Here is a 25,302-nt window from a genome sequence, read left to right as displayed (position 1 = left end):
TAATAGACATTTACTCTTAACGGTTTTTATAAAATAAAATAAGCAAATGATCAAATTATTATTCTAAAAATTGAAATCAGAGAGGGAGTAATTTAAATGGCAAAAATGTACTATAACGGAGATGCAAACGCGGAATTTTTAAATGGAAAGACAGTAGCGGTAATTGGATTCGGTTCACAAGGACATGCTCATTCACAAAACATGAGAGAAAGCGGAGTAAATTGTATCATCGGTCTTCGTCAAGGAAAATCTTGGAATAAAGCAGTTGAAGCTGGATTTGAAGTATACCCTGTAGCAGAAGCAGTTTCTAAAGCAGATGTAGTAATGATTCTTTTACCAGATGAGCAGCAGGCAAAAGTATATAAAGAAGAAATTGAGCCAAACTTAAAAGGTCAAGCATTAATGTTTGCTCATGGATTCAACATTCATTTCAGCCAAATCGTGCCTCCAGCAGATTGTGATGTTTTACTAGTAGCTCCAAAAGGACCAGGACACTTAGTAAGAAGAACTTACACAGAAGGTGCCGGAGTACCAGCAATCTTTGCTATTTATCAAGACGTTACAGGAAAGGCTAAAGAATTAGCGTTATCATATGCAAGAGCAATCGGTTCATTACGTGCAGGTGCAATTGAAACAACATTCAAAGAAGAAACAGAAACGGATCTATTCGGTGAGCAAGCGGTTCTTTGCGGTGGTTTAACTTCTCTAATTAAAGCAGGTTTCGAAACGCTTGTTGAAGCAGGATACCAGCCAGAAGTTGCTTACTTCGAATGTCTACATGAAATGAAGTTAATCATTGACCTTATCTATGAAGGAGGCATGTCAAACATGCGCTACTCTATCTCAGATACAGCTCAATGGGGTGACTTCGTAAGCGGACCACGTGTAGTAGATGCTTCTACAAAAGCAAAAATGAAGGAAGTATTAACTGATATCCAAACAGGTAAATTTGCGAAAGAATGGATTCTTGAAAACCAATCTAACCGCGCAATGTTCAATGCGATTAATGCAAATGAAAATGAGCACCAAATCGAAGTGGTTGGCCGTGAATTAAGAAAAATGATGCCTTTCGTAAATGACGCTAAGCAGAAAGAAGTGGTGGGTAGTGCAAAAAATTAAGATTTATGATACGACACTTAGAGATGGGGAACAAACTCCAGGCGTCAATCTTAATTTTTCCGAAAAACTAGAAATCGCGAAACAATTAGAACGTTTAAATGTAGATATCATTGAGGCTGGCTTTCCTGCAGCCTCAAAAGGTGATGCTTCATCCGTTCAAAAAATCGCCCAAACTATTAAAAATAGTACAGTAACAGGACTGGCACGCTGTGTTCAACAGGATATGGATATTGCTTGGGAATCATTAAAGGATGGTGTAAACCCAAGACTTCATATTTTCTTAGCGACTTCTCCTATTCACCGCGAGTACAAGCTTAAGATGACGAAAGAGCAGGTTATTGAAGCATCTGTTGAAGCTGTCAAATATGCAGCTGCCAAATTCCCTGTAGTTCAGTGGTCTGCCGAGGATGCAAGCCGGACTGAATTACCGTTTTTAGCTGAAATCGTTGAAAAGGTTATTCAAGCAGGGGCACATGTCATTAATATTCCTGATACTGTAGGCTATGGTACTCCATATGACTACGGTCAAATTTTTAAATACTTAAAAGAAAATGTTCCTTCTATATATAAAGTAGATCTTTCTACACATTGTCATGATGATTTAGGAATGGCAGTGGCCAATTCTCTTGCTGCAATAGAAAATGGTGCAACACAGGTTGAAGGCACAATTAACGGCATTGGTGAGAGAGCAGGAAATACCGCATTAGAAGAGGTAGCCCTTGCCCTTCGGATTCGAAAGGATTATTACAATGCTGAAACACGTCTTCATTTGCAGGAAATCAGCCGAACAAGCAGTGTCGTGAGCAAATTAACGGGTATGATTGTTCCTGCCAATAAGGCAGTGGTTGGTGCGAATGCATTTGCACATGAATCAGGTATCCACCAAGATGGTGTGTTAAAAGAAAAGTCCACATATGAGATTATTTCACCTGAATTAGTTGGATTTGCATCAAATAACCTAGTGCTTGGTAAACACTCAGGACGCCATGCTTTTAAAAACCGTTTAGATGAACTAGGTTTAGTGGTTGAGGAAGAGGAAGTCAGCGAATTATTTGCTGCGTTTAAAGACCTTGCCGATCGTAAAAAAGAAATGACTGACGATGATTTAACAGCGCTGGTTTTGGAAAAAAAAATTTCAAAAGAAGCACAGTATTACCAGTTACTGTCTATTGAAGTCCAAAGCAAAGAAAATGAGCATTCTGCAACCATAACACTTTCAGGACGAAATAATGAAAACATTACAGAAACAGGGACTGGTAAAGGCAGTGTGGAAGCGGTATACAATACATTGGAAAAGATGGTCGATGAGCACGTAAATTTATTGGATTATCGTATTCAATCGGTTGGAGCCGGAAGAGATGCACTAGCACAAGTATTTGTAAAAATGAATTGTGCAGGAATGGACACAAGTGGACGCGGTCTTGCACAGGATGTCATTGAAGCATCCGCAAAGGCGTATATAAATGCGATTAATAGAGTCCTCTATATAAAAGAATCTTCTGATTCAGAGTTAGTTAAGTAAAAAAGAATAGAAAAGGTTGACTTAGGAAGAGAAGATGACAAAAGCTGCAATGCTTGAAAGAATGGCAGTTGTCAAACTCTTTACGGTCAGCCTTATTTTATAACCATTTCTGAAAAAATTGACAAGATATGTCGGAGGGATTGTCATGGAGAAACGAATCGCAGTATTGCCAGGAGACGGAATCGGCAAGGAAGTAGTTCAAGGTGCGATTGAAGTGTTAAAAGCAGTAGGTGAACGTTATAATCACCAATTTTCTTTCACATTTGGAGAAATCGGTGGATCAGCTTATGATTCCACGGGAGTTCCTCTTCCAGAAGAAACGATCAATATTTGTAAAGAAAGCGATGCTGTTCTTCTAGGAGCTGTCGGTGGTCCTAAATGGGATACAATACCGGTTCATCTTCGCCCTGAACAAGGTTTACTACAGATTCGTAAAGAATTAAACCTATTTGCCAATTTACGCCCAACAACTTATTTTGCCAGTTTAGCAGATTCTTCACCTCTTAGAAAAGAGATTATTGAAGGTGTAGATATGCTGATGGTTCGAGAGTTAACAGGCGGAATTTATTTTGGTAAGCCGAGAGAACGAAGAGAAGTTAATGGAAAAGAAGCAGTTGTTGACACGCTTTATTATGAAAGAGATGAAATTGAACGTGTCATTCGACAAGCCTTCGAATTAGCAAAAACAAGAAAGAAAAAAGTTACATCTGTTGATAAAGCAAATGTATTGGAATCAAGCCGTTTATGGCGCGAAGTAGCTGTTGAAATCAGCAAGGACTATCCTGAAATTACTCTTGAGCATATGCTTGTTGACAATGGTGCCATGCAATTAGTTCGCAATCCTAAACAATTTGATGTTGTAGTAACAGAGAATATGTTTGGTGATATTTTAAGTGATGAAGCTTCTGTATTAACTGGTTCATTAGGAATGCTTCCATCTGCAAGTATTTCAGAGGAAGGTCCATATCTTTATGAACCAATACATGGTTCCGCTCCTGATATCGCAGGGCAAAATATTGCCAATCCATTAGCAACCATTCTTTCTGCTGCAATGATGCTGAAAGTTTCTTTTGGGTTAGAAGAAGAAGCAGAAGTTATTGAGAAAGCTGTTAATAAGGTTCTTGATGCAGGATTTAGAACGGGTGACATCATGTCAGAAGGAAAAACAAGAGTATCAACAACCGAAATGATCGAAGAAGTAAAGAAAGCTCTTTAAAGGTATGAAAAAAAATTACTAAAAATTATAAATTGTCATAGTTGAATTATTATTCTATGATAATAGTATCACAAAGCAACTTGAGGGGGGAAATCGTATGGGAAAGTCAATTATAGATAAAGTTTGGGACAAGCATATCGTTCATCAAGAAGAGGGAAAACCGGATTTACTATACATCGATTTACACTTAGTTCATGAAGTAACATCTCCGCAAGCCTTTTCTGGCTTACGTATGAAAAACAGAAAAGTTAGACGCCCGGAAAATACATTCGCTACAATGGACCATAACATTCCAACAGTTAATCGTACGGTTATTGATGATGAAGTAGCAAAAAATCAAATGACAACCTTAGAGAAAAACTGTAAAGAATTTGGTGTTCCATTAGCAGGTATTGATAGCCCTGATCAAGGTATTGTCCATGTTATCGGACCTGAGCTTGGTTTAACACAGCCAGGGAAAACCATTGTTTGCGGCGACAGCCATACATCTACACATGGAGCGTTCGGTGCCATTGCTTTTGGAATCGGAACAAGTGAAGTAGAGCACGTATTAGCAACTCAAACACTTTGGCAATCAAAACCAAAAACAATGAAGCTTGATTTCAAAGGCAAGCTGTCTGCGGGAGTATCTGCTAAAGACGTGATTCTTTATGTCATTGCAAAGCACGGTATTGGTTTTGGAACAGGACATATTATTGAATATTGCGGTGAGGCCATTCGCGGCATGTCAATGGACGAACGTATGACAATCTGTAATATGTCCATCGAAGGCGGGGCAAGAGCAGGTCTTGTTTCACCAGATGAAACAACATTCGCTTATTTAAAAGGTAGAAAATATGCACCTGAAAACTTTGATCAAGCAGTAGAAGCATGGAAAGAACTTGCGTCAGATGAAGATGCTGTTTATGACACTGTAATCGAAATCGATGCCACTGATATTGAACCAATGGTAAGCTGGGGAACAAATCCTTCCATGACAGCAAAAATCAGTGAAAGTATTCCGACTTTAGCTGATTGCGCTACTGAAACAGATAAAAGGGCATTAGCAAGTGCGTTACAATACATGGGCCTAAAAGAGGGACAACGTATAGAAGATATCGAAATTCAGCACGTTTTCATTGGTTCTTGCACAAACTCTCGTATAGAAGATTTACGTGCTGCTGCAGAAGTAGCAAAAGGGAAAAAAGTACATCCATCTGTCCGTGCGTTAGTTGTACCTGGTTCACAGCAAATCAAAATACAGGCTGAACAAGAAGGTTTAGATAAAATTTTCATTGATGCCGGTTTTGAGTGGCGTGATTCAGGCTGCAGCATGTGTTTAAGTATGAACAATGATATAGTTCCACCAGGTGAGCACTGTGCTTCTACGTCTAACCGTAACTTTGAAGGAAGACAAGGTGCTGGAGCTAGAACGCATCTAGTAAGCCCTGAAATGGCAGCAAACGCTGCGCTTCATGGAAAATTTGTTGATGTTCGAAAATCAGAGATATTGAACTAAGGGGGGAAACTTCATGAGCGGTTTTAAAACACACACAGGCAAAGCAGTTGCCCTTGATCGGGTAAATGTTGATACAGACCAAATCATCCCAAAACAATTTTTAAAACGAATTGAAAAAACAGGATTTGGACAATTTGTTTTTTACGGTTGGCGTTATCTTGAAGATGGGAAGTTAAATCCTGATTTTGAATTAAATCAGCCGGAAAATCAAGGCGCATCTATCTTGGTTGCCAATGAAAATTTTGGTTGCGGCTCTTCTCGTGAGCATGCACCTTGGGCGTTACAAGACTTTGGCTTTAAGGTTGTTATTGCTCCATCATTTGCAGATATCTTTTTTCAAAACTGCTTAAAAAATGGCATGCTGCCAATTAGATTGGAACAAGAAAAAGTCGAGTATTTGCTTAAGGCAGCAAAAAACCAGCCTTATGAATTAACCATTAATCTGGAAGAAGAAACTGTTTCAGATAATCAGGGCTTTAACGCTTCATTCACAGTATCGCCATATTGGAAGAAAATGCTTATCAATGGCTGGGATGAGATTGAAATTACACTTCAGCTTGATGAAGCCATTTCTAAATATGAACAAGAAAATGTACCAGTTAAGTAATGGATAAAATTTAGTAAAAATCCACAGTGTTACTCTGTGGATTTTTTTTGCGGTTGTACTCTGTTTGACTAAAAAGTTTACTTTCGTTTTTTCCTTATGCTACACTAGCCTAAGTGAAATCATTGAGGCGGATACGTATGGATAATGAAAAACGTAAAAATAATAAAATAGTTTATTTTCCTGATTTAGAGCAAAGACTGGTAGAAAAAGGGTTAGAGAGTCTGCGTCAGAAAAATTATTATGAAGCAATTGAATTGCTCGAGCATGCTGTCCAATTAGATTCAAAGAATAGTGATTGTCATATAGGGTTATTGCTTGCCTATTTTGATGGGGGATTGATTGATAAAGCGATTCATTTAGTTGACCAGATGCTAAACGAGGGAATTGGTAATGACATAGAGATTATGAACATCTATATTATGTATCTTGTTCAACTTCATAAATATGAAGAGGTTGTTGCGGCAATTGAAGGATTATTAGCAGAGGATAAAATCCCTGCTGATAAACGGGATCATTTTCATCGTTTGCTAGATTTTAGTCTAAGGATGTTAGATAGTCCAATCCATATGATTCAAGAAGAACCCGTTGAGGACAAATGGGAACAGCAAAAGATAGATTTGTTTCAATATCAAAATCCTGAGGAACAAATGGTGCTGGCAGGTCAGCTGAACAACAAAAACATCCGTCCGTTTGTAAAAGAAATCACTAATTATCTTCAATCAAAAGAGGGAAGTGCTTTCTTTAAGACGTTGCTTCTAAATGTACTAAAAGAGCAGGAATATGATAAACAGGTGGAAGTTCAGAAATTTGATGAAAAGGTAATGGTTATTCCGGAACAATTGCCTTATATAACCGAAAGCAGTCAACTCCAAGAGATTATTGAAATCATTGGAGAAAAACTAGAAAATGAAGATCCTGTACTCTATAGCCATATTAAGGCATTGGTTGAGAGGCAGTTTTTTATGCTTTATCCGTTTGGGATGGGTTCATTTAATAGTGCGGCTTTAGCAGCAGCCTATCATGTATTAGGAAATGAATATTTTGGGAATTATAATACAGAAGGTAAATTACGGGAAGAATACCATGTTTTACAAGCTGATTTGAACGTGGCAGAAACATTTATTCGAATGATAGATGAAATTTCTTATCCTAATCTTTAAGTCTGCCTGTTGAAACAGTGACAACCTGTGTTATAATGTAGTGGTGCTTTTGTGAAAAATAATCATATTACTATTAGAATATGATTGCTATATTATTCATATTCATTCATCATTTCGCTAGTAAATGTAAATGAAATAGATTGTTGGAGGGAAAATAAAGTATGTCTGCAAAATTTGAAAAGCAAGAAGGGAACCAAGGGGTTCTAACAGTTGAAGTAGATGCAGAAACAGTAAGCAAAAGCTTAGATTCTGCATTCCAAAAAGTAGTAAAGCAAGTAAATGTGCCGGGCTTCCGTAAGGGGAAAATGCCTCGTGCATTATTTGAAAAGCGTTTTGGTGTAGAATCTTTATACCAAGATGCAATCGATTTAATGCTTCCAGAAGCATATTCAGCGGCTATCGATGAAACTGGTATTGAGCCAGTTGACCGTCCTGAAATTGATGTAGAACAAATTGAAAAAGGCAAATCATTTATCTTTACTGCTAAGGTTACTGTGAAACCAGAAGTAAAGTTAGGCGAATATAAAGGACTTGAAGTAGAAGCATTTGACACAACTGTGACAGATGAAGATGTTGACAACGAAATTAAATCGTTGCAAGAAAGACAAGCTGAGCTTGTTGTGAAAGAAGAAGGAAAAGCAGAAAACGGCGATACAGTTGTTATGGATTTTGAAGGCTTTGTTGACGGTGAAGCGTTTGAGGGCGGAAAAGCTGAAAACTATTCATTAGAACTTGGCTCAGGTCAATTCATCCCAGGCTTTGAAGAACAATTAGTTGGTCTGGCTGCAGGTGAATCAAAAGACGTAGAAGTAACATTCCCTGAGGAATATCATGCTGCTGAATTAGCTGGAAAGCCGGCTGTTTTCAAAGTAACTGTTCATGAAATTAAAGGAAAAGAACTTCCAGAGCTAGATGATGAATTTGCTAAAGATGTAGACGAAGAAGTGGAAACTTTAGATGCATTAAAAGAAAAAATCAAATCTCGTTTAGAGCATGATAAAAAGCATCAAGAAGAACACCATATTCAAGATGCTATTGTTGAAAAAGCAACTGCAAATGCTGAAATTGATGTTCCTTCCGTTATGATTGATAATGAAGTAGATCGTATGCTTCAAGAATTCGAACAACGCTTACAAATGCAAGGGATGAATCTTGAGCTTTACTTCCAGTTCTCAGGTCAAAATGAGGAAGCTCTTCGTGAACAAATGAAAGAAGAAGCTGAGCAACGCGTTCGCGGAAGCTTAACACTTGAAGCAATTGCAAAAGCTGAAAACATTGAAGTAACAGATGAACAAATCAATGAAGAGTTAGAAAAAATGGCAGGAATGTATAACATGACTGTTGATAATATTAAAAATGCGCTTGGAAGCCTTGATGGACTTAAGAGTGATCTTCAAGCAAGAAATACTGTTAAGTTCTTAGTTGACAACAGTAAAACGGTTGAAGCACAAGCTTAATTTATTCGTGCATTTCTTGTATAATTAATTGATTTTAAAAACAAGGTGCGATTTTATCGTACCTTGTTTTATATTATGGTAAAATACATATAATAAATAAAAGTAACTCTTTAGCAGGGGTTTTAATTTGAACATACAGGAATATATATAATACATAAAAGATTGAAACGAATGATTAAACACATTATTTTATTAATGTTGATATGAAATGATTACATATTTGGAAACGGATTGCTCAGCAATAAAAAGCTCCTGCTAATTTGCTTTTATGCAAGGGTTATCATTTCCTGTATTTTCATAAAATGTGTTACAATTCAATAAATAGTAGCATTAGGAAACTTTATTGCGAGCAATCCACGTTAGTTATAGATTACATAAAGTAATTCAAGGGGTGAAAATATTGTTCAAGTTTAATGACGAAAAGGGACAATTGAAGTGCTCGTTCTGTGGAAAAACACAGGAACAAGTACGCAAATTAGTCGCAGGACCAGGTGTTTATATTTGTGATGAATGTATTGAACTGTGTACTGAAATTGTTGAAGAAGAATTAGGTACAGAAGAGGAAATCGAATTTAAAGATGTACCAAAGCCAGCGGAAATCCGTGAAATACTTGATGAGTATGTGATTGGACAAGACCAGGCTAAAAAATCCTTATCAGTAGCTGTTTATAATCATTACAAACGGATTAACTCAAACAGTAAAATTGATGAGGTTGAATTGGCAAAGAGTAATATTGCGATGATTGGGCCGACAGGTAGTGGGAAGACATTGCTTGCACAAACATTAGCTCGTATATTAAATGTACCATTTGCCATTGCTGATGCAACTTCATTAACAGAGGCTGGATATGTTGGGGAGGATGTAGAAAACATCCTGTTAAAACTTATACAAGCAGCAGATTATGATGTTGAAAAGGCTGAAAAAGGAATTATCTATATTGATGAAATTGATAAAATTGCTCGTAAGTCTGAAAACCCATCCATTACAAGAGATGTATCTGGTGAAGGTGTGCAGCAGGCATTGTTGAAAATTCTTGAAGGAACGGTTGCAAGTGTGCCGCCTCAAGGTGGAAGAAAGCATCCGCATCAAGAATTTATTCAAATTGATACGACGAATATTTTATTCATTTGCGGCGGCGCCTTTGATGGAATTGAGACAATTATTAAGCGCCGACTTGGACAAAAAGTCATTGGTTTCGGTTCTGACTTAAAAGAACAGGAAGTTGAACAAAAAGATTTGCTTTCTAAAGTTTTACCAGAGGACTTATTACGATTTGGACTTATTCCGGAATTTATCGGACGTTTACCTATTATCGCGAGTCTTTCACAGCTTGATGAAGATGCGTTAATTGAGATTTTAACTAAGCCGAAAAATGCTTTAGTAAAGCAATACCAAAAAATGCTTGAGCTTGACGATGTTGAGCTTGAGTTTGAGGAAGGTGCGCTGCTTGAAATAGCTAAGCAGGCTATTGAAAGAAAAACGGGTGCTCGTGGATTACGTTCCATCATCGAAGGAATTATGCTTGATGTCATGTATGAGCTTCCATCACGTGATGATATTTCTAAATGTATCATTACACAGGAAACCGTTGTTGATAAAACGGATCCAAAGTTAGTTCTTACAGATGGAACTGTTGTACAAGAAAAAAGAAAAACATCTGCATAATAAAAAAAGCGTAAGCGCTGGAGCAAGATTTATGAAAAAAGCCAAACCATTCCCGGTTTGGCTTTTTTTCCATAACGGCATGCTATTACGTCAAAAATTTGTTTATTCCTGCTTAGTGAAGGAGATACTAGCAAATATCAACTAGTATTAATTTGCAGGAGGGAATACGATGAGTTGGACGGGCATTGTCTTGTTTATACAATTATTTTTCGGTGTCGTGATAGGGATATATTTCTGGAATTTATTAAAAAATCAGCGTACGCAAAAGGTATCTATTGACCGAGAATCGAAAAAAGAAATGGACCAGTTAAGAAAACTAAGAGAGATTAAATTAAGTGAACCGCTTTCTGAAAAGGTACGTCCGTCAAGCTTCAAGGATATTGTCGGGCAGGAGGATGGAATAAAGTCATTGAAGGCTGCTTTATGCGGTCCCAATCCACAGCATGTTATTATCTATGGTCCTCCGGGAGTAGGTAAAACGGCAGCTGCCAGACTTGTATTAGAGGAAGCAAAAAAGAATCCGAAATCTCCATTTCAACAATCTTCGGTTTTTATAGAACTGGATGCTACTACAGCAAGATTTGATGAAAGAGGGATAGCAGATCCATTGATTGGTTCTGTTCATGATCCCATTTATCAAGGAGCCGGAGCGATGGGACAAGCCGGTATTCCTCAGCCGAAGCAGGGCGCAGTGACAAATGCACACGGCGGGGTATTGTTTATTGATGAAATTGGAGAATTGCACTCGATTCAAATGAATAAATTATTAAAGGTGCTTGAGGACCGAAAAGTATATTTAGAAAGTGCCTATTATAACGAGGAAAATACTCAGATTCCAAATCATATTCATGATATATTTAAAAATGGACTACCGGCAGACTTCCGTTTAATAGGTGCTACAACAAGGACTCCAAGCGAAATTCCTCCGGCTATTCGCTCACGGTGCATGGAGGTATTTTTCCGCGAATTAACGGAAGAGGAAATTGCTGCTGTCGGAAAAAAAGCAGCGGATAAAGTAAATATGCAGATTAGTGAAAAAGGGATTGGGATTCTGGCCTCTTATGCACGAAATGGACGGGAGGCTGTCAATATGATTCAGCTGTCTGCAGGGCTAGCTATTACTGAGGATCGTCAATACATAAAAGAAGAGGACATTGAATGGGTGGTCCATTCCAGCCAGCTCAGTCCAAGAATGGAACGCAAGGTAAACACTGAGTCTGCTATAGGTCTTGTGAATGGGCTTGCCGTACACGGACCAAATACAGGAACACTGCTTGAATTAGAAGTTACCGTAATTCCGGCAAAAAAGAGTGGGTCAATTAATATTACTGGCATTGTAGAAGAAGAAAGTATCGGCAACAGTGGAAAATCGATACGCCGAAAAAGTATGGCAAAAGGCTCTATAGAGAATGTTATTACAGTGTTACGCTCAATGGGTGTTCCTGCAGATGAATTTGATATCCATGTAAATTTCCCTGGAGGAGTTCCAATTGATGGCCCGTCTGCCGGAATTGCGATGGCAACCGGAATTTATTCGGCTATTTATAATCTTCCAATTGACAACACGGTAGCGATGACCGGTGAAATTAGCATTCATGGGAATGTGAAGCCAATTGGAGGAGTATATCCAAAAGTGAAGGCAGCGAAAAAAGCCGGTGTGAAAAAAGTGATTATCCCGAAAGAAAACATGCAAACGATTCTGCAGGAAATTAAAGATATCGAGATTATCCCTGTTACTCATATAAATGAAGTGTTTGACGTGGCGTTAAAGAAGGACTACAGCTCCAGTCCATCTATTTCTGCATCATCTATTGAAGTGACAAAGAAAGAAAGTATTTAACTTCATTCAGCAGAAGCCCTCCACTTCTAAAGTTAGAGATGAATGCAAAAAAGCACTCTAATTGAGCAGGGATTCACATACTATTTTAAAATAGAAAAAGGAAGCTTCGGTTTGTTTCTTTGCGGACAAGACGAAGCTTTATTATATAGCTTTTATCATGGAGAATGAAGTGTGTCTCGTATAATCTTTTGACAAGAATCCGCCTTATTAGACACGTGGACTTAAATACGATAAAATTGTAAAAAGGAAAATGTTAGTGATATATGGAAAAATGACCATATGGGGGTGTAAGGAATGGCAAATCATGAAGAAGTAATCGTCCCTTTGCTGCCGCTTCGTGGCTTACTTGTTTATCCGACAATGGTTCTTCATTTAGATGTTGGCCGCGACAGGTCTGTGCAGGCACTTGAAAAGGCAATGGTTGACAATCATCTTATATTTTTAACCACACAAAAGGATTTGTCAGTTGATATGCCGGAGGAAGAAGATTTGTACCAGGTGGGAACGTTAACAAAGGTAAAGCAAATGCTAAAACTTCCGAACGGCACCATTCGAGTACTGATTGAAGGCTTAAAGCGCGCAGAAATTATTGAGTACATCGATGAACCGAATTATTTTTTAGTTCGTTTAAAAACATATGAGGATCAAGAGACAATTGATTCGGAAGATCAAGCCTTAATGAGAACAATGCTTGAATACTTTGAACAATACATAAAAGTGTCAAAAAAAATCTCTGCGGAGACCTATTCATCAGTCAGTGATATAGAGGAACCGGGGCGAATGGCTGATATCATCGCATCGCATCTTCCGTTAAAGCTTAAAGAAAAACAAGATATTTTAGAGCTGATTGAAGTAAAGGACCGGATGAATCGGGTCATTGAAATTATTCATAATGAAAAAGAAGTATTAAGTTTAGAAAAGAAAATAGGACAGAGAGTCAAAAAATCAATGGAACGCACGCAAAAGGAATATTATTTGCGTGAGCAGATGAAGGCTATTCAAAAAGAGCTAGGTGATAAAGACGGAAAGTCAGGTGAAGTAGCTGAACTGACAGAGAAAATCGAACAGATTGGCATGCCTGAGCATGTTAAACAAGCGGCCTTAAAGGAATTGGATCGTTATGAAAAGGTTCCCTCCAGTTCTGCTGAGAGTGCTGTCATCCGTAATTATATTGATTGGCTGATTTCACTTCCTTGGTCCAATGCAACGGAAGATGACATTAATATTGAAAAAGCGGAGCGTATCTTGAATCAGGATCATTTCGGCCTAGAAAAGGTAAAAGAGCGTGTAATCGAATATTTGGCTGTACAAAAGCTGACAAACTCTTTGAAGGGGCCGATTCTATGCCTTGCCGGTCCTCCGGGAGTCGGTAAAACAAGTCTTGCCCGCTCAATCGCTACGTCCTTAAACCGTCATTTTGTCCGTGTTTCACTTGGAGGCGTCAGGGATGAATCAGAAATCCGCGGCCACAGGAGAACGTATGTGGGGGCAATGCCAGGGCGAATTATTCAAGGAATGAAAAAGGCTGGTACGATTAATCCTGTCTTTTTATTAGATGAGATTGATAAAATGTCCGGTGATTTTCGCGGTGATCCATCTGCTGCCATGCTTGAAGTATTGGATCCTGAGCAGAATCATAATTTTAGCGACCATTATATTGAGGAAACTTATGATCTTTCAAAGGTTATGTTTATTGCAACAGCCAATGATTTAGGTACGATTCCAGGTCCGCTTCGTGACCGAATGGAAATTATTTCGATTGCCGGTTATACGGAGCTTGAGAAGCTTCATATTGCCAAGGATCATTTACTGCCAAAACAAATAAAAGAGCATGGATTAACAAAAGCACAGCTGCAGATTCGTGATGAGGGAATCCTTCATATTATCCGCTATTATACACGTGAAGCCGGTGTTAGGGGATTAGAACGAAAACTAGCAGGCATTTGCCGGAAAACGGCCAAAATTATTGTATCTGGTGAAAAGAAAAAAGTAATCGTTACTGAGCAAAATCTAGAAGATTTTCTTGGGAAGAAAATGTTCCATTACGGCCAAGCAGAGCTGGAAGATCAAGTGGGAGTTGCAACAGGGCTTGCCTATACGACCGTTGGCGGTGATACACTGCAAATTGAAGTATCCCTGTCATCTGGTAAAGGAAAGCTTGTCCTAACAGGAAAGCTAGGCGATGTGATGAAGGAGTCAGCACAGGCTGCTTTTAGTTATATTCGTTCAAAAGCTACAGAGCTTGGGATTGATCCGGACTTCCATGAGAAGTACGACATTCACATTCATGTACCGGAAGGCGCCGTACCAAAGGATGGTCCTTCAGCGGGAATTACAATGGCAACGGCACTAGTGTCAGCATTAACGGGTAAACCAATCCGTAAAGAAGTGGGTATGACAGGTGAGATAACCCTTCGCGGCCGTGTATTGCCAATTGGCGGATTAAAAGAAAAAACATTAAGTGCACATCGCGCAGGACTAACTAAAATCATTTGTCCAAAAGAAAATGAAAAGGATTTAGATGATATTCCGGAAAGTGTTCGGGAAGAATTAGAGTTTGTACTAGTTTCCCACGTTGATGAAGTGCTTCGGCATGCACTAAAAAGCGAGGGACAGGAATGAAAATCAAAAGTGCTGATATTGTCATAAGTGCTGTTAAGCCTGATCAATATCCGAGTGAAGTTTTACCGGAATTTGCCTTAGCCGGCCGTTCTAATGTTGGGAAATCGTCATTTATTAATAAAGTATTGAATCGTAAGAGTCTTGCTCGCACTTCCTCGAAACCAGGGAAAACACAAACATTAAATTTCTTTCTTATTAATGAAGCATTTTATTTTGTGGATGTTCCCGGTTATGGATATGCTCGTGTGTCGAAAACCGAGCGTGCTGCGTGGGGGAAAATGATTGAAACGTATTTGACAACAAGAGAGCAGTTAAAGGCAGTCATATTAATTATTGATTTGCGTCATCCGCCGACTGCGGACGATGTCATGATGTATCAATTTCTAAAGCATTATGATATTCCCGTTATTATTATCAATACAAAGGCTGATAAGATTCCAAAATCAAAATGGCAAAAGCATTTGAAAATAACAAGGGAAACGCTGGAGCTTGACCCAAATGATACCATTGTTCTTTTTTCATCAGAAACAGGATATGGAAAAGATCAGGCATGGGCAGTGATGAAAAGCTATATGAAGGATGAAATAGAAGAATTTGAAGAAGAGTAAAGCGGAACAAGCAAGTTCCGCTTTTATTTTTGTCTTTCTCTTTCTCTTTTTTTTCTGGAAAATAAGAGGGAGGTTCCGACAAGAATGAGTGCCGCGGGCCAAAAATTGCTAAATGCGGCAATTTTACTTTCTATTAGACCAAGCCAGCTCATGACTTGATTATAGAAAAGTAACAGTGCGGCTAAAGAAAGAAATAAAACACCTTGAAACAGCCCGTTCCCAGTCTTTTGATAGCGAAGTAAAAAACCAAGAGCAATGATTAGGATAAAAACACCGAGAGCATCTGGCCATATTGACAGGCGGTTCACAACATGAAAGTGGAAGCCAAAGCCGGTTAATATGACACCAGGTAAAATGGCTTCATAATCTGTTCCGGCATAGCCTTGACATAAAAAGGCAATTCCTACAATCATCAGCAGTGTGGGCCACGTCATAAATTGAGCAAATAAAGGAAGATTCGCTTGCTGCAGAAAAAAGAAGATTCCAAAGCCAATTAAAATGATTCCAGGGAAAATACGTGGGTTCTTCATTTGACAATCCTTCCAATAATGATTTCTTGAATATTATATGTTTTTTTGTTACTGTACTGATATAGGTAATTAGACAGATTAAGTTTAATTACTAGAACGATATTCTTAATTATCTTACCACACTGATCGAGGATAAACTGCAGAATTTGCATTATTCAAAATATATTATTAAAAAAATAACTGAAAATAATTTAATATATATTCATATATTTGTAAAAAATATAAATATGACACATGCTATAATAATGACAGGGGAATTATGCTTATTTTTATAGGGGGATAAACATAACATGCATATTATTGTCGTTGGGATTAACCACAAAACGGCTCCAGTAGAAATCCGAGAACGTTTGACGTTTGACCCTTCACAGCTAGGGGAAGCGATGAAAAAGCTGAATGCTAAAAAAAGTATTCTTGAAAATGTCATTCTATCAACATGTAATCGGACAGAAATCTATGCAGTCGTAGATCAACTACACACAGGTCGGTACTATATAAAAGAATTCCTTTCAGAATGGTTCCAAATAGAGCAAGGTGAATTTTCGCCATTTCTATTTATTTATGATCAGGATGGTGCTATTGAGCATCTCTATAAAGTAGCCTGTGGTTTGAATTCACTTGTACTTGGGGAAACTCAAATCTTAGGCCAGGTTCGTTCAAGCTTTTTATTGGCCCAAGACGAAAATACAACAGGTACAGTATTTAATCAGCTGTTCAAACAAGCTGTGACTCTTGCAAAACGGGCACACTCTGAAACGGATATTGGAGCAAATGCAGTATCAGTCAGCTATGCTGCCGTTGAGCTGGCAAAGAAAATATTTGGCACGATTGAAAATAAGCATGTTCTTATTATCGGCGCAGGGAAAATGGGCGAGTTAGCCATTCAGAACCTTCATGGGAACGGAGCAAAGAAAGTAACGGTTATTAATCGTACCTTTGAAAAAGCGGAGTCCTTGGCAACTCGTTTTAATGGAACAGCCAAATCGTTAGATGAACTGCAATCTGCCCTAATGGATGCAGATATATTAATTAGTTCTACAGGCGCAAAAGGCTTTGTTATTACAAAGACAATGATTGAAAATATTGAGAAAAAACGCAGAGGAAAGCCTCTGTTTATGGTGGATATCGCTGTACCTCGCGATTTAGACCCTGCTTTAAGTGAATTGGATAGTGTTTTTCTTTATGATATAGATGACTTAGAAGGAATTGTGGAAGCAAATTTGCAAGAACGCAAGAAAGCGGCTGAAACTATTTCTTTAATGGTAGAAGAGGAAATTGTGGAATTTAAGCAATGGTTAAATATGCTTGGAGTGGTACCGGTCATTTCAGCCCTTCGTGAAAAGGCCTTAACCATTCAGGCAGAAACAATGAAAAGCTTGGAAAGAAAACTTTCACATTTGAGTGATCGTGATATGAAAGTATTAAACAAACATACAAAGAGTATCATTAATCAAATGCTAAAGGATCCGATTTTACAAGCGAAGGAATTAGCCGGTTCAAAAGATGCTGAGAAAAAACTAGAACTATTTATGTCTATTTTTAATATTGAAGAACTTGTTGAAAAACAGCGAGAAGTGAAAGCGGCCGAACAAAAAACGGTAAATGTTCATTCATCACAGCCAGCCTTTCAATCGTAAAGAGGTTCTAGACTTATGATGGATAACGTAATAACGCGGCTGCATGAGTTAACGGTTATTCTGTATGCTGTTAGTGTATTGTTATATTTTATTGATTTTCTTCATCATAACCGGAGGGCAAACCGCACTGCCTTCTGGTTACTTTCATTTGTATGGGTTTTGCAGTCTCTCTTTTTGTATTTTTACATGGTAAAAGTAGGGAGATTTCCAGTTTTGACTATTTTTGAAGGGCTTTATTTTTATGTTTGGATACTAGTGACGCTCTCGCTGATTATTAACCGTCTGTTGCGTGTTGATTTCATTGTATTCTTTACAAATGTCATTGGTTTCATGTTTATGGTTGTACATACCTTTGCTCCTGACCAAATTGACTCAACCGTCAAGGCGCAGCAGCTTGTTTCAGAATTACTATTCATTCATATTACGGCTGCAATATTATCGTATGGTGCTTTTTCTTTATCGTTTGTTTTCTCTCTTTTATATCTGTTTCAATATAATCTACTAAAAGGGAAAAAGTGGGGAAAGAGACTATGGCGAATCACTGATCTGTCGAAGCTTGAACAAATGTCATATGTATTAAATGTAATTGGAGCGCCGATGCTGATAATTGGAGTCATTCTTGGCTCTCAATGGGCATACATTAAGCTTCCAAATGTATCATGGGTTGACCCGAAAATAATTGGTTCCGTATTTGTTCTTGCTATATACTGTGTTTATTTGTATTTACGAATTAGAAAGGGGATAGCAGGAAAGTCACTTGCGCTATTTAATATCGCTGCATTTCTTATTCTATTAATTAACTTCTTTTTAATTGGAAGCTTTTCATCCTTTCATATTTGGTTGTAGACTATCTAGGAGGCGCTTTATGAGAAAAATTATTGTTGGTTCAAGACGCAGCAAGCTTGCGTTAACGCAAACGAATTGGGTTATTGAGCAATTGAGAAAATTAGATGATTCTTTTGATTTTGAAGTAAAGGAAATTGTTACAAAGGGCGATAAAATTTTAGACGTTACGCTCTCTAAGGTAGGCGGAAAAGGCTTATTTGTTAAAGAAATTGAGCAAGCGATGCTTGATCAAGAAATTGATATGGCTGTACATAGTATGAAAGACATGCCTGCCGTTCTGCCTGAAGGATTGGTCATCGGCTGTATTCCCGAACGCGAGGATTTTCGTGATGCATTAATATCAAAGAACGGTGTTAAGCTAAATGATTTGAAGCCGGGTTCGATTGTAGGGACAAGCAGTTTGCGCAGAAGTGCCCAGCTTTTGGCAAAACGTCCTGATTTAGAGATTAAATGGATACGAGGAAACATTGATACAAGATTGGCAAAGTTGGAAAATGAAGATTATGATGCCATTATTCTAGCTGCTGCAGGTCTTTCTAGAATGGGCTGGGCAAAAGATGTGGTAACCGAATTCTTAGAGCCGGAGGTTTGTCTTCCAGCAGTAGGGCAAGGGGCTTTATCCATTGAATGTCGCGGGAATGATGAAGAGCTGCTAGGACTCTTGAAGAAATTTACTTGTATAGAAACAAAGCAGACAGTTCTCGCTGAAAGAGCCTTTTTAAATAAAATGGAAGGCGGATGTCAGGTTCCGATTGCGGGCTTTGCTAAGCTCAACGACCAAGCTGATCTTGTGTTAACTGGGCTTGTGGCATCACCTGATGGAAAAACGATTATCAAAGAACAATTAAGCGGGCAAAACCCTGAAGAGCTTGGAGAACAGCTTGCTCAAAAATTGATTGAAAAAGGTGCCAAGGATTTAATTGATAACGTAAAAGAGGAGCTTGGTCAGGAATGACGGCCTCTTTCCCCCTAAAAAATAAATCGGTATTAGTTCCGAGGGGAAAGAGTCAAGCGAAAGGTTTTTCAGATATCGTAAGAAAATATGGAGGTACACCTGTTGAAATCCCTCTACTAGCTTTTAGGTCTGCTGAGCTGACAGTGGAACTTAAGAATATAATGAACAAGTTACATACATATGATTGGGTTATTTTTACCAGCAGTGTGACAGTTGCCACTTTTTTATCCAATTGGCCACAAGGTTCACCGCTTCCTAAACAAATTGCGGCTATTGGTGAGAAAACTGCACAGGCATTAGTAGAAAAGGGATTAAAGGTTGATTTTATTCCGGCTAAATATGTGGCAGAAGAATTTGTAATGGAATTCTCCCCCTTGATGAAAGAAGGAATGAAGGTATTAATTCCGAAGGGAAATCTAGCGAGAGACTATATTTCAACTGGATTAAGTAAGGTTGGGGCAAAGGTGGATGAAATAATTATTTATGAAACCTTTTTTCCTGATGAAAGTAAAGCGAAATTAGCACAAATGCTTAAAGAAAAGAAGCTTGATATTATTCCGTTTACAAGTCCCTCAACCGTCAATCATTTTATGGAGGTTGTTAAGGAAAACGGTCTGTCTGATAGGATTGATTCGTGTATTTTTGCCTGCATCGGACCTGTTGCTCAAAAGAGGGCAGAAAGCTTTGGGTTGACCATCCATGCTGTACCTTCTGTTTACACAGTCGAAAAGATGCTAGAAGCAGTTGCTGATTATTTGGGAAAAGAATCATTATTATAGGAGGGTTTACTATGGATTTACAATTTACACGTCACCGTAGATTGAGACAAACAGCTAATATGCGTGCGTTAGTAAGAGAAACCTTTGTTAGAGTGGAGGATTTTATTTATCCTATTTTTGTGATTGAAGGGTCAAATATTAAGAATGAAATCTCTTCTATGCCTGGTATTTATCAGTTTTCACTTGATAGACTGTCAGAAGAAATGGATGAAGTTGTTTCATTAGGAATTAAGTCCGTCCTATTATTTGGGATTCCATCTGAAAAAGATGAATGCGGCTCAGGTGCGTATCACGACCACGGAATTGTACAAGAAGCTACACGTTTTATTAAAGAACGCTACAAGGATATCATTGTGATAGCTGATACTTGTCTTTGTGAATATACAAGCCATGGTCACTGCGGCGTTATCGAAGGTGATCAGGTCTTAAATGATCCTTCCTTGGAGTTACTTACACAAACAGCTGTCAGTCAAGCTCGAGCAGGCGCTGATATTATTGCGCCATCCAATATGATGGACGGTTTTGTTGCCGCAATCCGTAAAGGATTAGACGAAGCCGGTTTTGAAAATGTACCGATTATGTCCTATGCTGTTAAATATGCATCATCATTTTACGGTCCGTTCCGTGAAGCAGCTAATGGTGCTCCTCAATTTGGAGATAGAAAAGCGTATCAAATGGACCCGGGTAATCGAATCGAAGCGTTCCGTGAAGCTGAGTCTGATGTGAACGAGGGAGCGGATTTTCTGATTGTAAAACCAGGTATGCCGTATCTCGATATTGTTCGTGATGTGAAAAACAGCTTTAATCTGCCAATTGTTATTTACAATGTAAGCGGTGAATTTTCCATGGTAAAAGCCGCAGCCGCAAATGGCTGGGTTGATGAAAAGGCGGTTGTAATGGAACTGTTGACCGGCATGAAGCGTGCTGGAAGCGATCTTATCATTACATACCATGCGAAGGATGCTGCCCGCTGGTTAAGAGAACAGTAATTTGTAATAATAATAACGAAGAAAAAGTAATTTCGCAATATTTCCATTATCAATTAAGTGGAATAAATGGAGGAAAGAGGGATTATCATGCGCTCTTACGAAAAATCGAAACAAGCTTTTCAAGAAGCTTTACACTTAATGCCTGGCGGTGTTAACAGCCCAGTTCGCGCCTTTAAATCGGTCAATATGGATCCGATTTTCATGGAGAGAGGGAAGGGTTCCAAAATATATGATATTGACGGAAATGAATATATTGACTATGTGCTATCATGGGGTCCGCTGATTTTAGGACATTCCAATGATCAAGTGGTAGAAGCGTTAAAGAAAACAACTGAATTAGGGACAAGCTTTGGCGCACCTTCCTTAGCAGAGAATAAATTAGCTAAGCTAGTAAACGAACGTGTACCGTCAGTGGAAATGATTCGCATGGTTTCATCAGGTACAGAAGCAACGATGAGTGCTTTAAGGCTTGCAAGAGGTTACACCGGCCGTAATATTATTTTGAAATTTGAAGGCTGCTATCACGGAGCATCTGATTCACTATTAATTAAAGCTGGCTCTGGCGTTGCAACATTAGGCCTTCCTGATAGTCCCGGTGTTCCTGAAGGCGTAGCTAAAAACACGATTACAGTTGCATATAATGATTTAGACGGCGTCAAATATGCATTTGAACAATATGGCAAAGATATTGCCGGAGTGATTGTTGAGCCGGTAGCAGGAAATATGGGGGTTGTACCGCCGGTTCCAGGCTTCTTAGAGGGGCTTCGTGAGCTTACGACAAAGCACGGAGCGCTGTTAATCTTTGATGAGGTTATGACAGGCTTCCGCGTCGGTTATAACTGTGCACAGGGCTATTTTAACATCACGCCTGATATTACCTGTCTAGGTAAAGTAATCGGCGGCGGTCTGCCTGTTGGTGCATACGGCGGTAAAGCAGAAATCATGGGAAATATTGCTCCGAGCGGTACGATCTATCAAGCAGGTACATTATCCGGTAACCCGCTTGCCATGACAGCAGGCTACGAAACAATTAGCCAGTTGACAGAGGATGATTATAAGGAATTTGAGCGTAAAGGCGATCGATTGGAGGCTGGTATTAAGGCTGCTGCCCAGAAGCATGATATTCCTGCAACAGTAAACCGTGCAGGCTCCATGATTGGCTTCTTCTTTACAAATGAAGCGGTCATTAATTATGACCGTGCTAAGACATCCAACTTAGAATTCTTTGCTACTTATTATCGTGGAATGGCTGAGCAGGGAGTATTTCTTCCACCGTCTCAATTTGAAGGATTGTTCCTATCAAAGGCACATAGTGATGAGGATATTGAAAAAACCATCCAAGCGATTGATTATTCTTTTTCAACATTACGTAATTAAATATAGGCAAGAATAGAAAACACTCATTGGACTAATGGGTGTTTTTTTGTGTGGTAAATCATAAATAGTCCTCCTGATTCATAGAGTGTTTAATGACATAGTGAGTAACTGGATGGAATGGAAGGGAGGAGTTCGCTTTGTCGCATGGAAATCAATCATATTTACGATTCTCACTAGAAGAGTCAGTCTGGTTTCAAAAAGGACAGGAAGTAGACGAATTAGTTTCGATATCATTAGATCCGATTATTACAATTAAGGAAAGTGACCAGTATGTAACGATTAAGGGGTCGCTGGAGTTAACAGGTGAATATAATCGTGAACCGGTTGATGCAGAGGAAATAGATGATTTTATTAATCCAAAGCTGATCCAAACTGTGGAGGTAAGAGAAGAAGGTGTTCATTTATTCTCTCATCATTTTCCGGTTGAAATAACCATTCCCAAAAATCGCATAATGGATTTACATGACATTCACGTGACCGTAGAAACCTTTGACTATGCGTTTCCAGAGAAAAGTTGTTTGCGGCTGTCTGCTGATCTAATGATTACAGGGTTATATGGCGAACAACAACATGAACTGATTGAAAATCAGCCAGAACCTGAGATATATGAATTTGAAACATTGTATCGAGAAACGGAAGAAGAATTGGAAGAAGAGTATATGGAAGAAGATTATAGTGAAAGGAAAAATCCATTTGCCAAACCACAATTTGCTGACGAAGAATCATCAGAGGTATATAAACCATTTGAGGTGGAGGCCAGAAAAGATTCTAAAGCTGAAATACAGTATGATCATCAGGCAGAGGAATTTAAACAAGAAGAGGCAAATCTGGACAAAGCTGATCAATCGGAATATCTATACCAGCGAAAAGACATAAATCCATCAGTAAATAAACAGACCTATCCTGAAGAAGTGTCCCAACAGGAACTAGTAAACAAGGAAGAGGAAATTCAAGCAGAGACTGAAAAGGTGTCTACTCCGGAAATTATTTTTTCTGCCAAGCGCAGTGAAGAAAAGAAGCAGGCTCCTGTGCTAGAGGAAAAAGCGGAGGAAATCATAGAGGAAGTACAAGAAATAAAGGGGGAAGCACCTGAACATGTCAAGCCTATGGAAATGGAAGACATGATGGAGGATATGGAGGAGGAATCATCCCCTGAAGAACCGGCTCCAAAGAAAAAGAGTACAAAGAAAAAGAGTAAAAAGAAGAATAAACAAAGTCTGACGTTATCTGAGTTTTTTGCTCGGAAGGCGGAGGAAGAGCATATAAGAGTAACGATGTGCATTGTGCAAAATGGAGAGACACTGGACACGATTTCAGAGAGATATGATGTTCAGGTGTCACAGATTCAAAGAGTCAATCAAATGGAATTAAACCAAGATATTTACGAGGGTCAAGTCTTATATATTCCTATAGCTCAATCACAAAGGTAAGTCCCAAACAAAATAGAGGGATCATATGAGAGAATCTGACAGCTTAAAAAAGGCTATTAAAATCTTAGAAAGCTATAGGATTGAACCATATTTCGTTGAAGAAATGGGAAAGATTCAAAAGGTGTATGCTAAACAAGGTGTATTTGTGTTAAAAAAAATCAATCCACTGCACGGGATGGATTTTATTAGGAATATTCAAGCCTTGTATCAAAAGGGATACAATCGGATTGTTCCCATTTATCCAACCTTAGATGGCCGATATGCTGTATTATATGAAAACACGCTGTATTATTTAATGCCCTGGGTTTCTAGTGAAGAAAAGAGGGATCCTTTTGAAAGCCAGCAGCAGCTATTTCGCGAGTTAGCCCGACTCCATTCCATCTCAGCTCGGGAAATAAAGGTGAAAAAAGAGGAGCGTACGGCCCATTATGAGAAAACAGTCAAAGAGCTGGAACAGGAAGAAGAATTTTTAGATGAGTTTTTGGAGGCCTGTGAAAGAAAGATATACATGTCACCGTTTGAATTAACATTTTGTACTTATTATCATACGGTAAAACAAGCGTTGTTTTTTTCGAAGCAGAAATTGAAAGAGTGGCATGAAGAAACAAAAGAAAAGGAAAAAGCACGCATAGTCATCGTACATGGGAAAATGGCAAGTAATCATTTTGTTTTTGATGAAAAGGGCTATGGCTATTTTATAAATTTTGAAGAGTCCAGAATTGGGTCTCCAACCCATGATTTACTGCCGTTTTTAGCCAGGTCTTTAAAAGGGTATTTAAAGCAATCAGAAGAAGTGGTTGAATGGCTTTATATGTATTTTAAATACTTTCCTCTCAAAGAGGATGAAATGCAGTTATTTTTAAGCTATCTAGCGCATCCGGGGAATGTAATTAATACGGCTCAGCGTTTTTTTCAGGAAGGAAAAAAGCGGAATGAACAGCAGGTTGTACAAAAGCTGCAAAGAGACTATTGGTATTTGAAAAATACCGAATACCTTGTTTTTCGCATTGATGAAATTGAAAAGAAAAAAAAGCAAGAAGAAGCAGCCCAGCAGGATTAGTCATTCTGCTGGGCTTTTTTCTTGCTTTACCTGGTTGGGTCAAGAATCTACTTGCTGAATATTATATTAAATCAAGATGGAAAGCGCAGGCAATTAATATTAATACAGCCAAAAATAGGACATCAAAGGTTGTTGGAAGCAAAATGGTTCGAATTCCTTGGAACACACTAAATGGAATAGCAAACTGCTGGCAGACCCCTCGAAATGTCCGCAGCCATGGTGGAAGCGTGTAAGGATTATAGCGTCTTTTCATCCTTTTTCCCCCTTGTTGAAAAGCATCCTTATTCAAGTGTATGCCTAAATAGATATATAAGTTACTAAGGTGAATAGGATTTAGTTAAAGAAGTATAAATGATAAAAAATAAGGTAATCCTTATTGACGAC

21 protein-coding genes are annotated in these 25,302 nt (G+C 38.5%); 19 read left to right on the top strand and 2 right to left on the bottom strand.

Annotation, left to right across the window (positions count from 1 at the left end):
* Positions 1-96 precede the first annotated feature (96 nt).
* From ilvC to yihA, 11 genes are all read left to right on the top strand, one after another.
* On the top strand, positions 97-1,119 hold the full coding sequence (ilvC, locus tag F4V44_RS13785; RefSeq protein WP_150440606.1) for a ketol-acid reductoisomerase: 1,023 nt from the start codon (positions 97-99) through the stop codon (positions 1,117-1,119).
* Positions 1,106-2,641, top strand: coding sequence for a 2-isopropylmalate synthase (locus F4V44_RS13780; RefSeq protein WP_150440605.1), 1,536 nt, complete (start codon positions 1,106-1,108; stop codon positions 2,639-2,641). The genes ilvC and F4V44_RS13780 overlap by 14 nt, the downstream gene beginning before the upstream one ends.
* Before the next feature lie 145 nt (positions 2,642-2,786).
* Positions 2,787-3,857: a 3-isopropylmalate dehydrogenase gene (gene leuB / locus F4V44_RS13775; protein ID WP_150440604.1), complete on the top strand. Its 1,071-nt coding sequence runs from the start codon at positions 2,787-2,789 to the stop codon at positions 3,855-3,857.
* A gap of 97 nt (positions 3,858-3,954) precedes the next feature.
* Positions 3,955-5,355 (top strand): 3-isopropylmalate dehydratase large subunit, encoded by a 1,401-nt coding sequence (gene leuC / locus F4V44_RS13770; RefSeq protein ID WP_150440603.1) that lies wholly within the window; start codon positions 3,955-3,957, stop codon positions 5,353-5,355.
* 13 nt (positions 5,356-5,368) lie between these two features.
* Entirely contained in the window at positions 5,369-5,962 is a 594-nt protein-coding gene (gene leuD / locus F4V44_RS13765) for a 3-isopropylmalate dehydratase small subunit (RefSeq protein WP_150440602.1), read from the top strand.
* Positions 5,963-6,099: 137 nt separating this feature from the next.
* Positions 6,100-7,122 carry a tetratricopeptide repeat protein gene (locus F4V44_RS13760; RefSeq protein ID WP_150440601.1) on the top strand — a complete coding sequence of 341 codons (1,023 nt, stop codon included), beginning with the start codon at positions 6,100-6,102 and terminating at the stop codon, positions 7,120-7,122.
* A 161-nt stretch (positions 7,123-7,283) separates the two neighbouring features.
* Entirely contained in the window at positions 7,284-8,579 is a 1,296-nt protein-coding gene (gene tig / locus F4V44_RS13755; RefSeq protein ID WP_150440600.1) for a trigger factor, read from the top strand.
* A gap of 400 nt (positions 8,580-8,979) precedes the next feature.
* Positions 8,980-10,245, top strand: a complete 1,266-nt coding sequence (gene clpX / locus F4V44_RS13750; RefSeq protein ID WP_150440599.1) for an ATP-dependent protease ATP-binding subunit ClpX — start codon at positions 8,980-8,982, stop codon at positions 10,243-10,245.
* 169 nt (positions 10,246-10,414) lie between these two features.
* Positions 10,415-12,085 carry an ATP-dependent protease LonB gene (gene lonB, locus F4V44_RS13745; protein ID WP_150440598.1) on the top strand — a complete coding sequence of 557 codons (1,671 nt, stop codon included), beginning with the start codon at positions 10,415-10,417 and terminating at the stop codon, positions 12,083-12,085.
* Positions 12,086-12,379: 294 nt separating this feature from the next.
* Positions 12,380-14,707: an endopeptidase La gene (lon, locus tag F4V44_RS13740; RefSeq protein WP_150440597.1), complete on the top strand. Its 2,328-nt coding sequence runs from the start codon at positions 12,380-12,382 to the stop codon at positions 14,705-14,707.
* Positions 14,704-15,315, top strand: coding sequence for a ribosome biogenesis GTP-binding protein YihA/YsxC (gene yihA, locus F4V44_RS13735; protein ID WP_150440596.1), 612 nt, complete (start codon positions 14,704-14,706; stop codon positions 15,313-15,315). Before lon ends, yihA begins: the two co-directional genes overlap by 4 nt.
* Positions 15,316-15,338: 23 nt before the next feature.
* On the opposite strand, the gene F4V44_RS13730 is transcribed toward yihA, so the two are convergent.
* Positions 15,339-15,845, bottom strand: coding sequence for a LiaI-LiaF-like domain-containing protein (locus F4V44_RS13730; protein ID WP_150440595.1), 507 nt, complete (start codon positions 15,843-15,845; stop codon positions 15,339-15,341).
* 290 nt (positions 15,846-16,135) lie between these two features.
* On the opposite strand from F4V44_RS13730, the gene hemA reads away from it, so the two are divergent.
* The 8 genes from hemA (at position 16,136) to ysxE (ending at position 24,918) form a co-directional block, all read left to right on the top strand.
* The gene (hemA, locus tag F4V44_RS13725; protein ID WP_150440594.1) at positions 16,136-17,482 is read left to right on the top strand and encodes a glutamyl-tRNA reductase; all 1,347 of its coding nucleotides are present in this window, start codon (positions 16,136-16,138) and stop codon (positions 17,480-17,482) included.
* A 15-nt stretch (positions 17,483-17,497) separates the two neighbouring features.
* Positions 17,498-18,328 (top strand): cytochrome C assembly family protein, encoded by an 831-nt coding sequence (locus F4V44_RS13720; protein WP_150440593.1) that lies wholly within the window; start codon positions 17,498-17,500, stop codon positions 18,326-18,328.
* Between the two features lie 19 nt (positions 18,329-18,347).
* On the top strand, positions 18,348-19,283 hold the full coding sequence (gene hemC, locus F4V44_RS13715) for a hydroxymethylbilane synthase (RefSeq protein ID WP_150440592.1): 936 nt from the start codon (positions 18,348-18,350) through the stop codon (positions 19,281-19,283).
* On the top strand, positions 19,280-20,062 hold the full coding sequence (locus tag F4V44_RS13710) for a uroporphyrinogen-III synthase (protein ID WP_150440591.1): 783 nt from the start codon (positions 19,280-19,282) through the stop codon (positions 20,060-20,062). The genes hemC and F4V44_RS13710 overlap by 4 nt, the downstream gene beginning before the upstream one ends.
* 11 nt (positions 20,063-20,073) lie before the next feature.
* The gene (hemB, locus tag F4V44_RS13705) at positions 20,074-21,051 is read left to right on the top strand and encodes a porphobilinogen synthase (RefSeq protein WP_150440590.1); all 978 of its coding nucleotides are present in this window, start codon (positions 20,074-20,076) and stop codon (positions 21,049-21,051) included.
* A gap of 87 nt (positions 21,052-21,138) precedes the next feature.
* A complete protein-coding gene (gene hemL / locus F4V44_RS13700) occupies positions 21,139-22,428 on the top strand; it encodes a glutamate-1-semialdehyde 2,1-aminomutase (RefSeq protein ID WP_150440589.1) in 1,290 nt (429 codons plus the stop codon).
* Positions 22,429-22,565: 137 nt separating this feature from the next.
* Positions 22,566-23,858, top strand: coding sequence for a stage VI sporulation protein D (gene spoVID, locus F4V44_RS13695; RefSeq protein WP_150440588.1), 1,293 nt, complete (start codon positions 22,566-22,568; stop codon positions 23,856-23,858).
* A 25-nt stretch (positions 23,859-23,883) separates the two neighbouring features.
* Entirely contained in the window at positions 23,884-24,918 is a 1,035-nt protein-coding gene (gene ysxE / locus F4V44_RS13690; protein ID WP_150440587.1) for a spore coat protein YsxE, read from the top strand.
* Between the two features lie 61 nt (positions 24,919-24,979).
* On the opposite strand, the gene F4V44_RS13685 is transcribed toward ysxE, so the two are convergent.
* Positions 24,980-25,171, bottom strand: a complete 192-nt coding sequence (locus F4V44_RS13685; RefSeq protein WP_150440586.1) for a hypothetical protein — start codon at positions 25,169-25,171, stop codon at positions 24,980-24,982.
* Positions 25,172-25,302: the final 131 nt, after the last annotated feature.

The organism is Niallia endozanthoxylica (assembly GCF_008710145.1).
Taxonomy (GTDB): Bacteria; Bacillota; Bacilli; order Bacillales; family Cytobacillaceae; genus Bacillus_BD; species Bacillus_BD endozanthoxylica.
The sequence above is the reverse complement of the archived record's forward strand: the minus strand, read 5'-3'. Positions and strand labels throughout refer to the sequence as shown.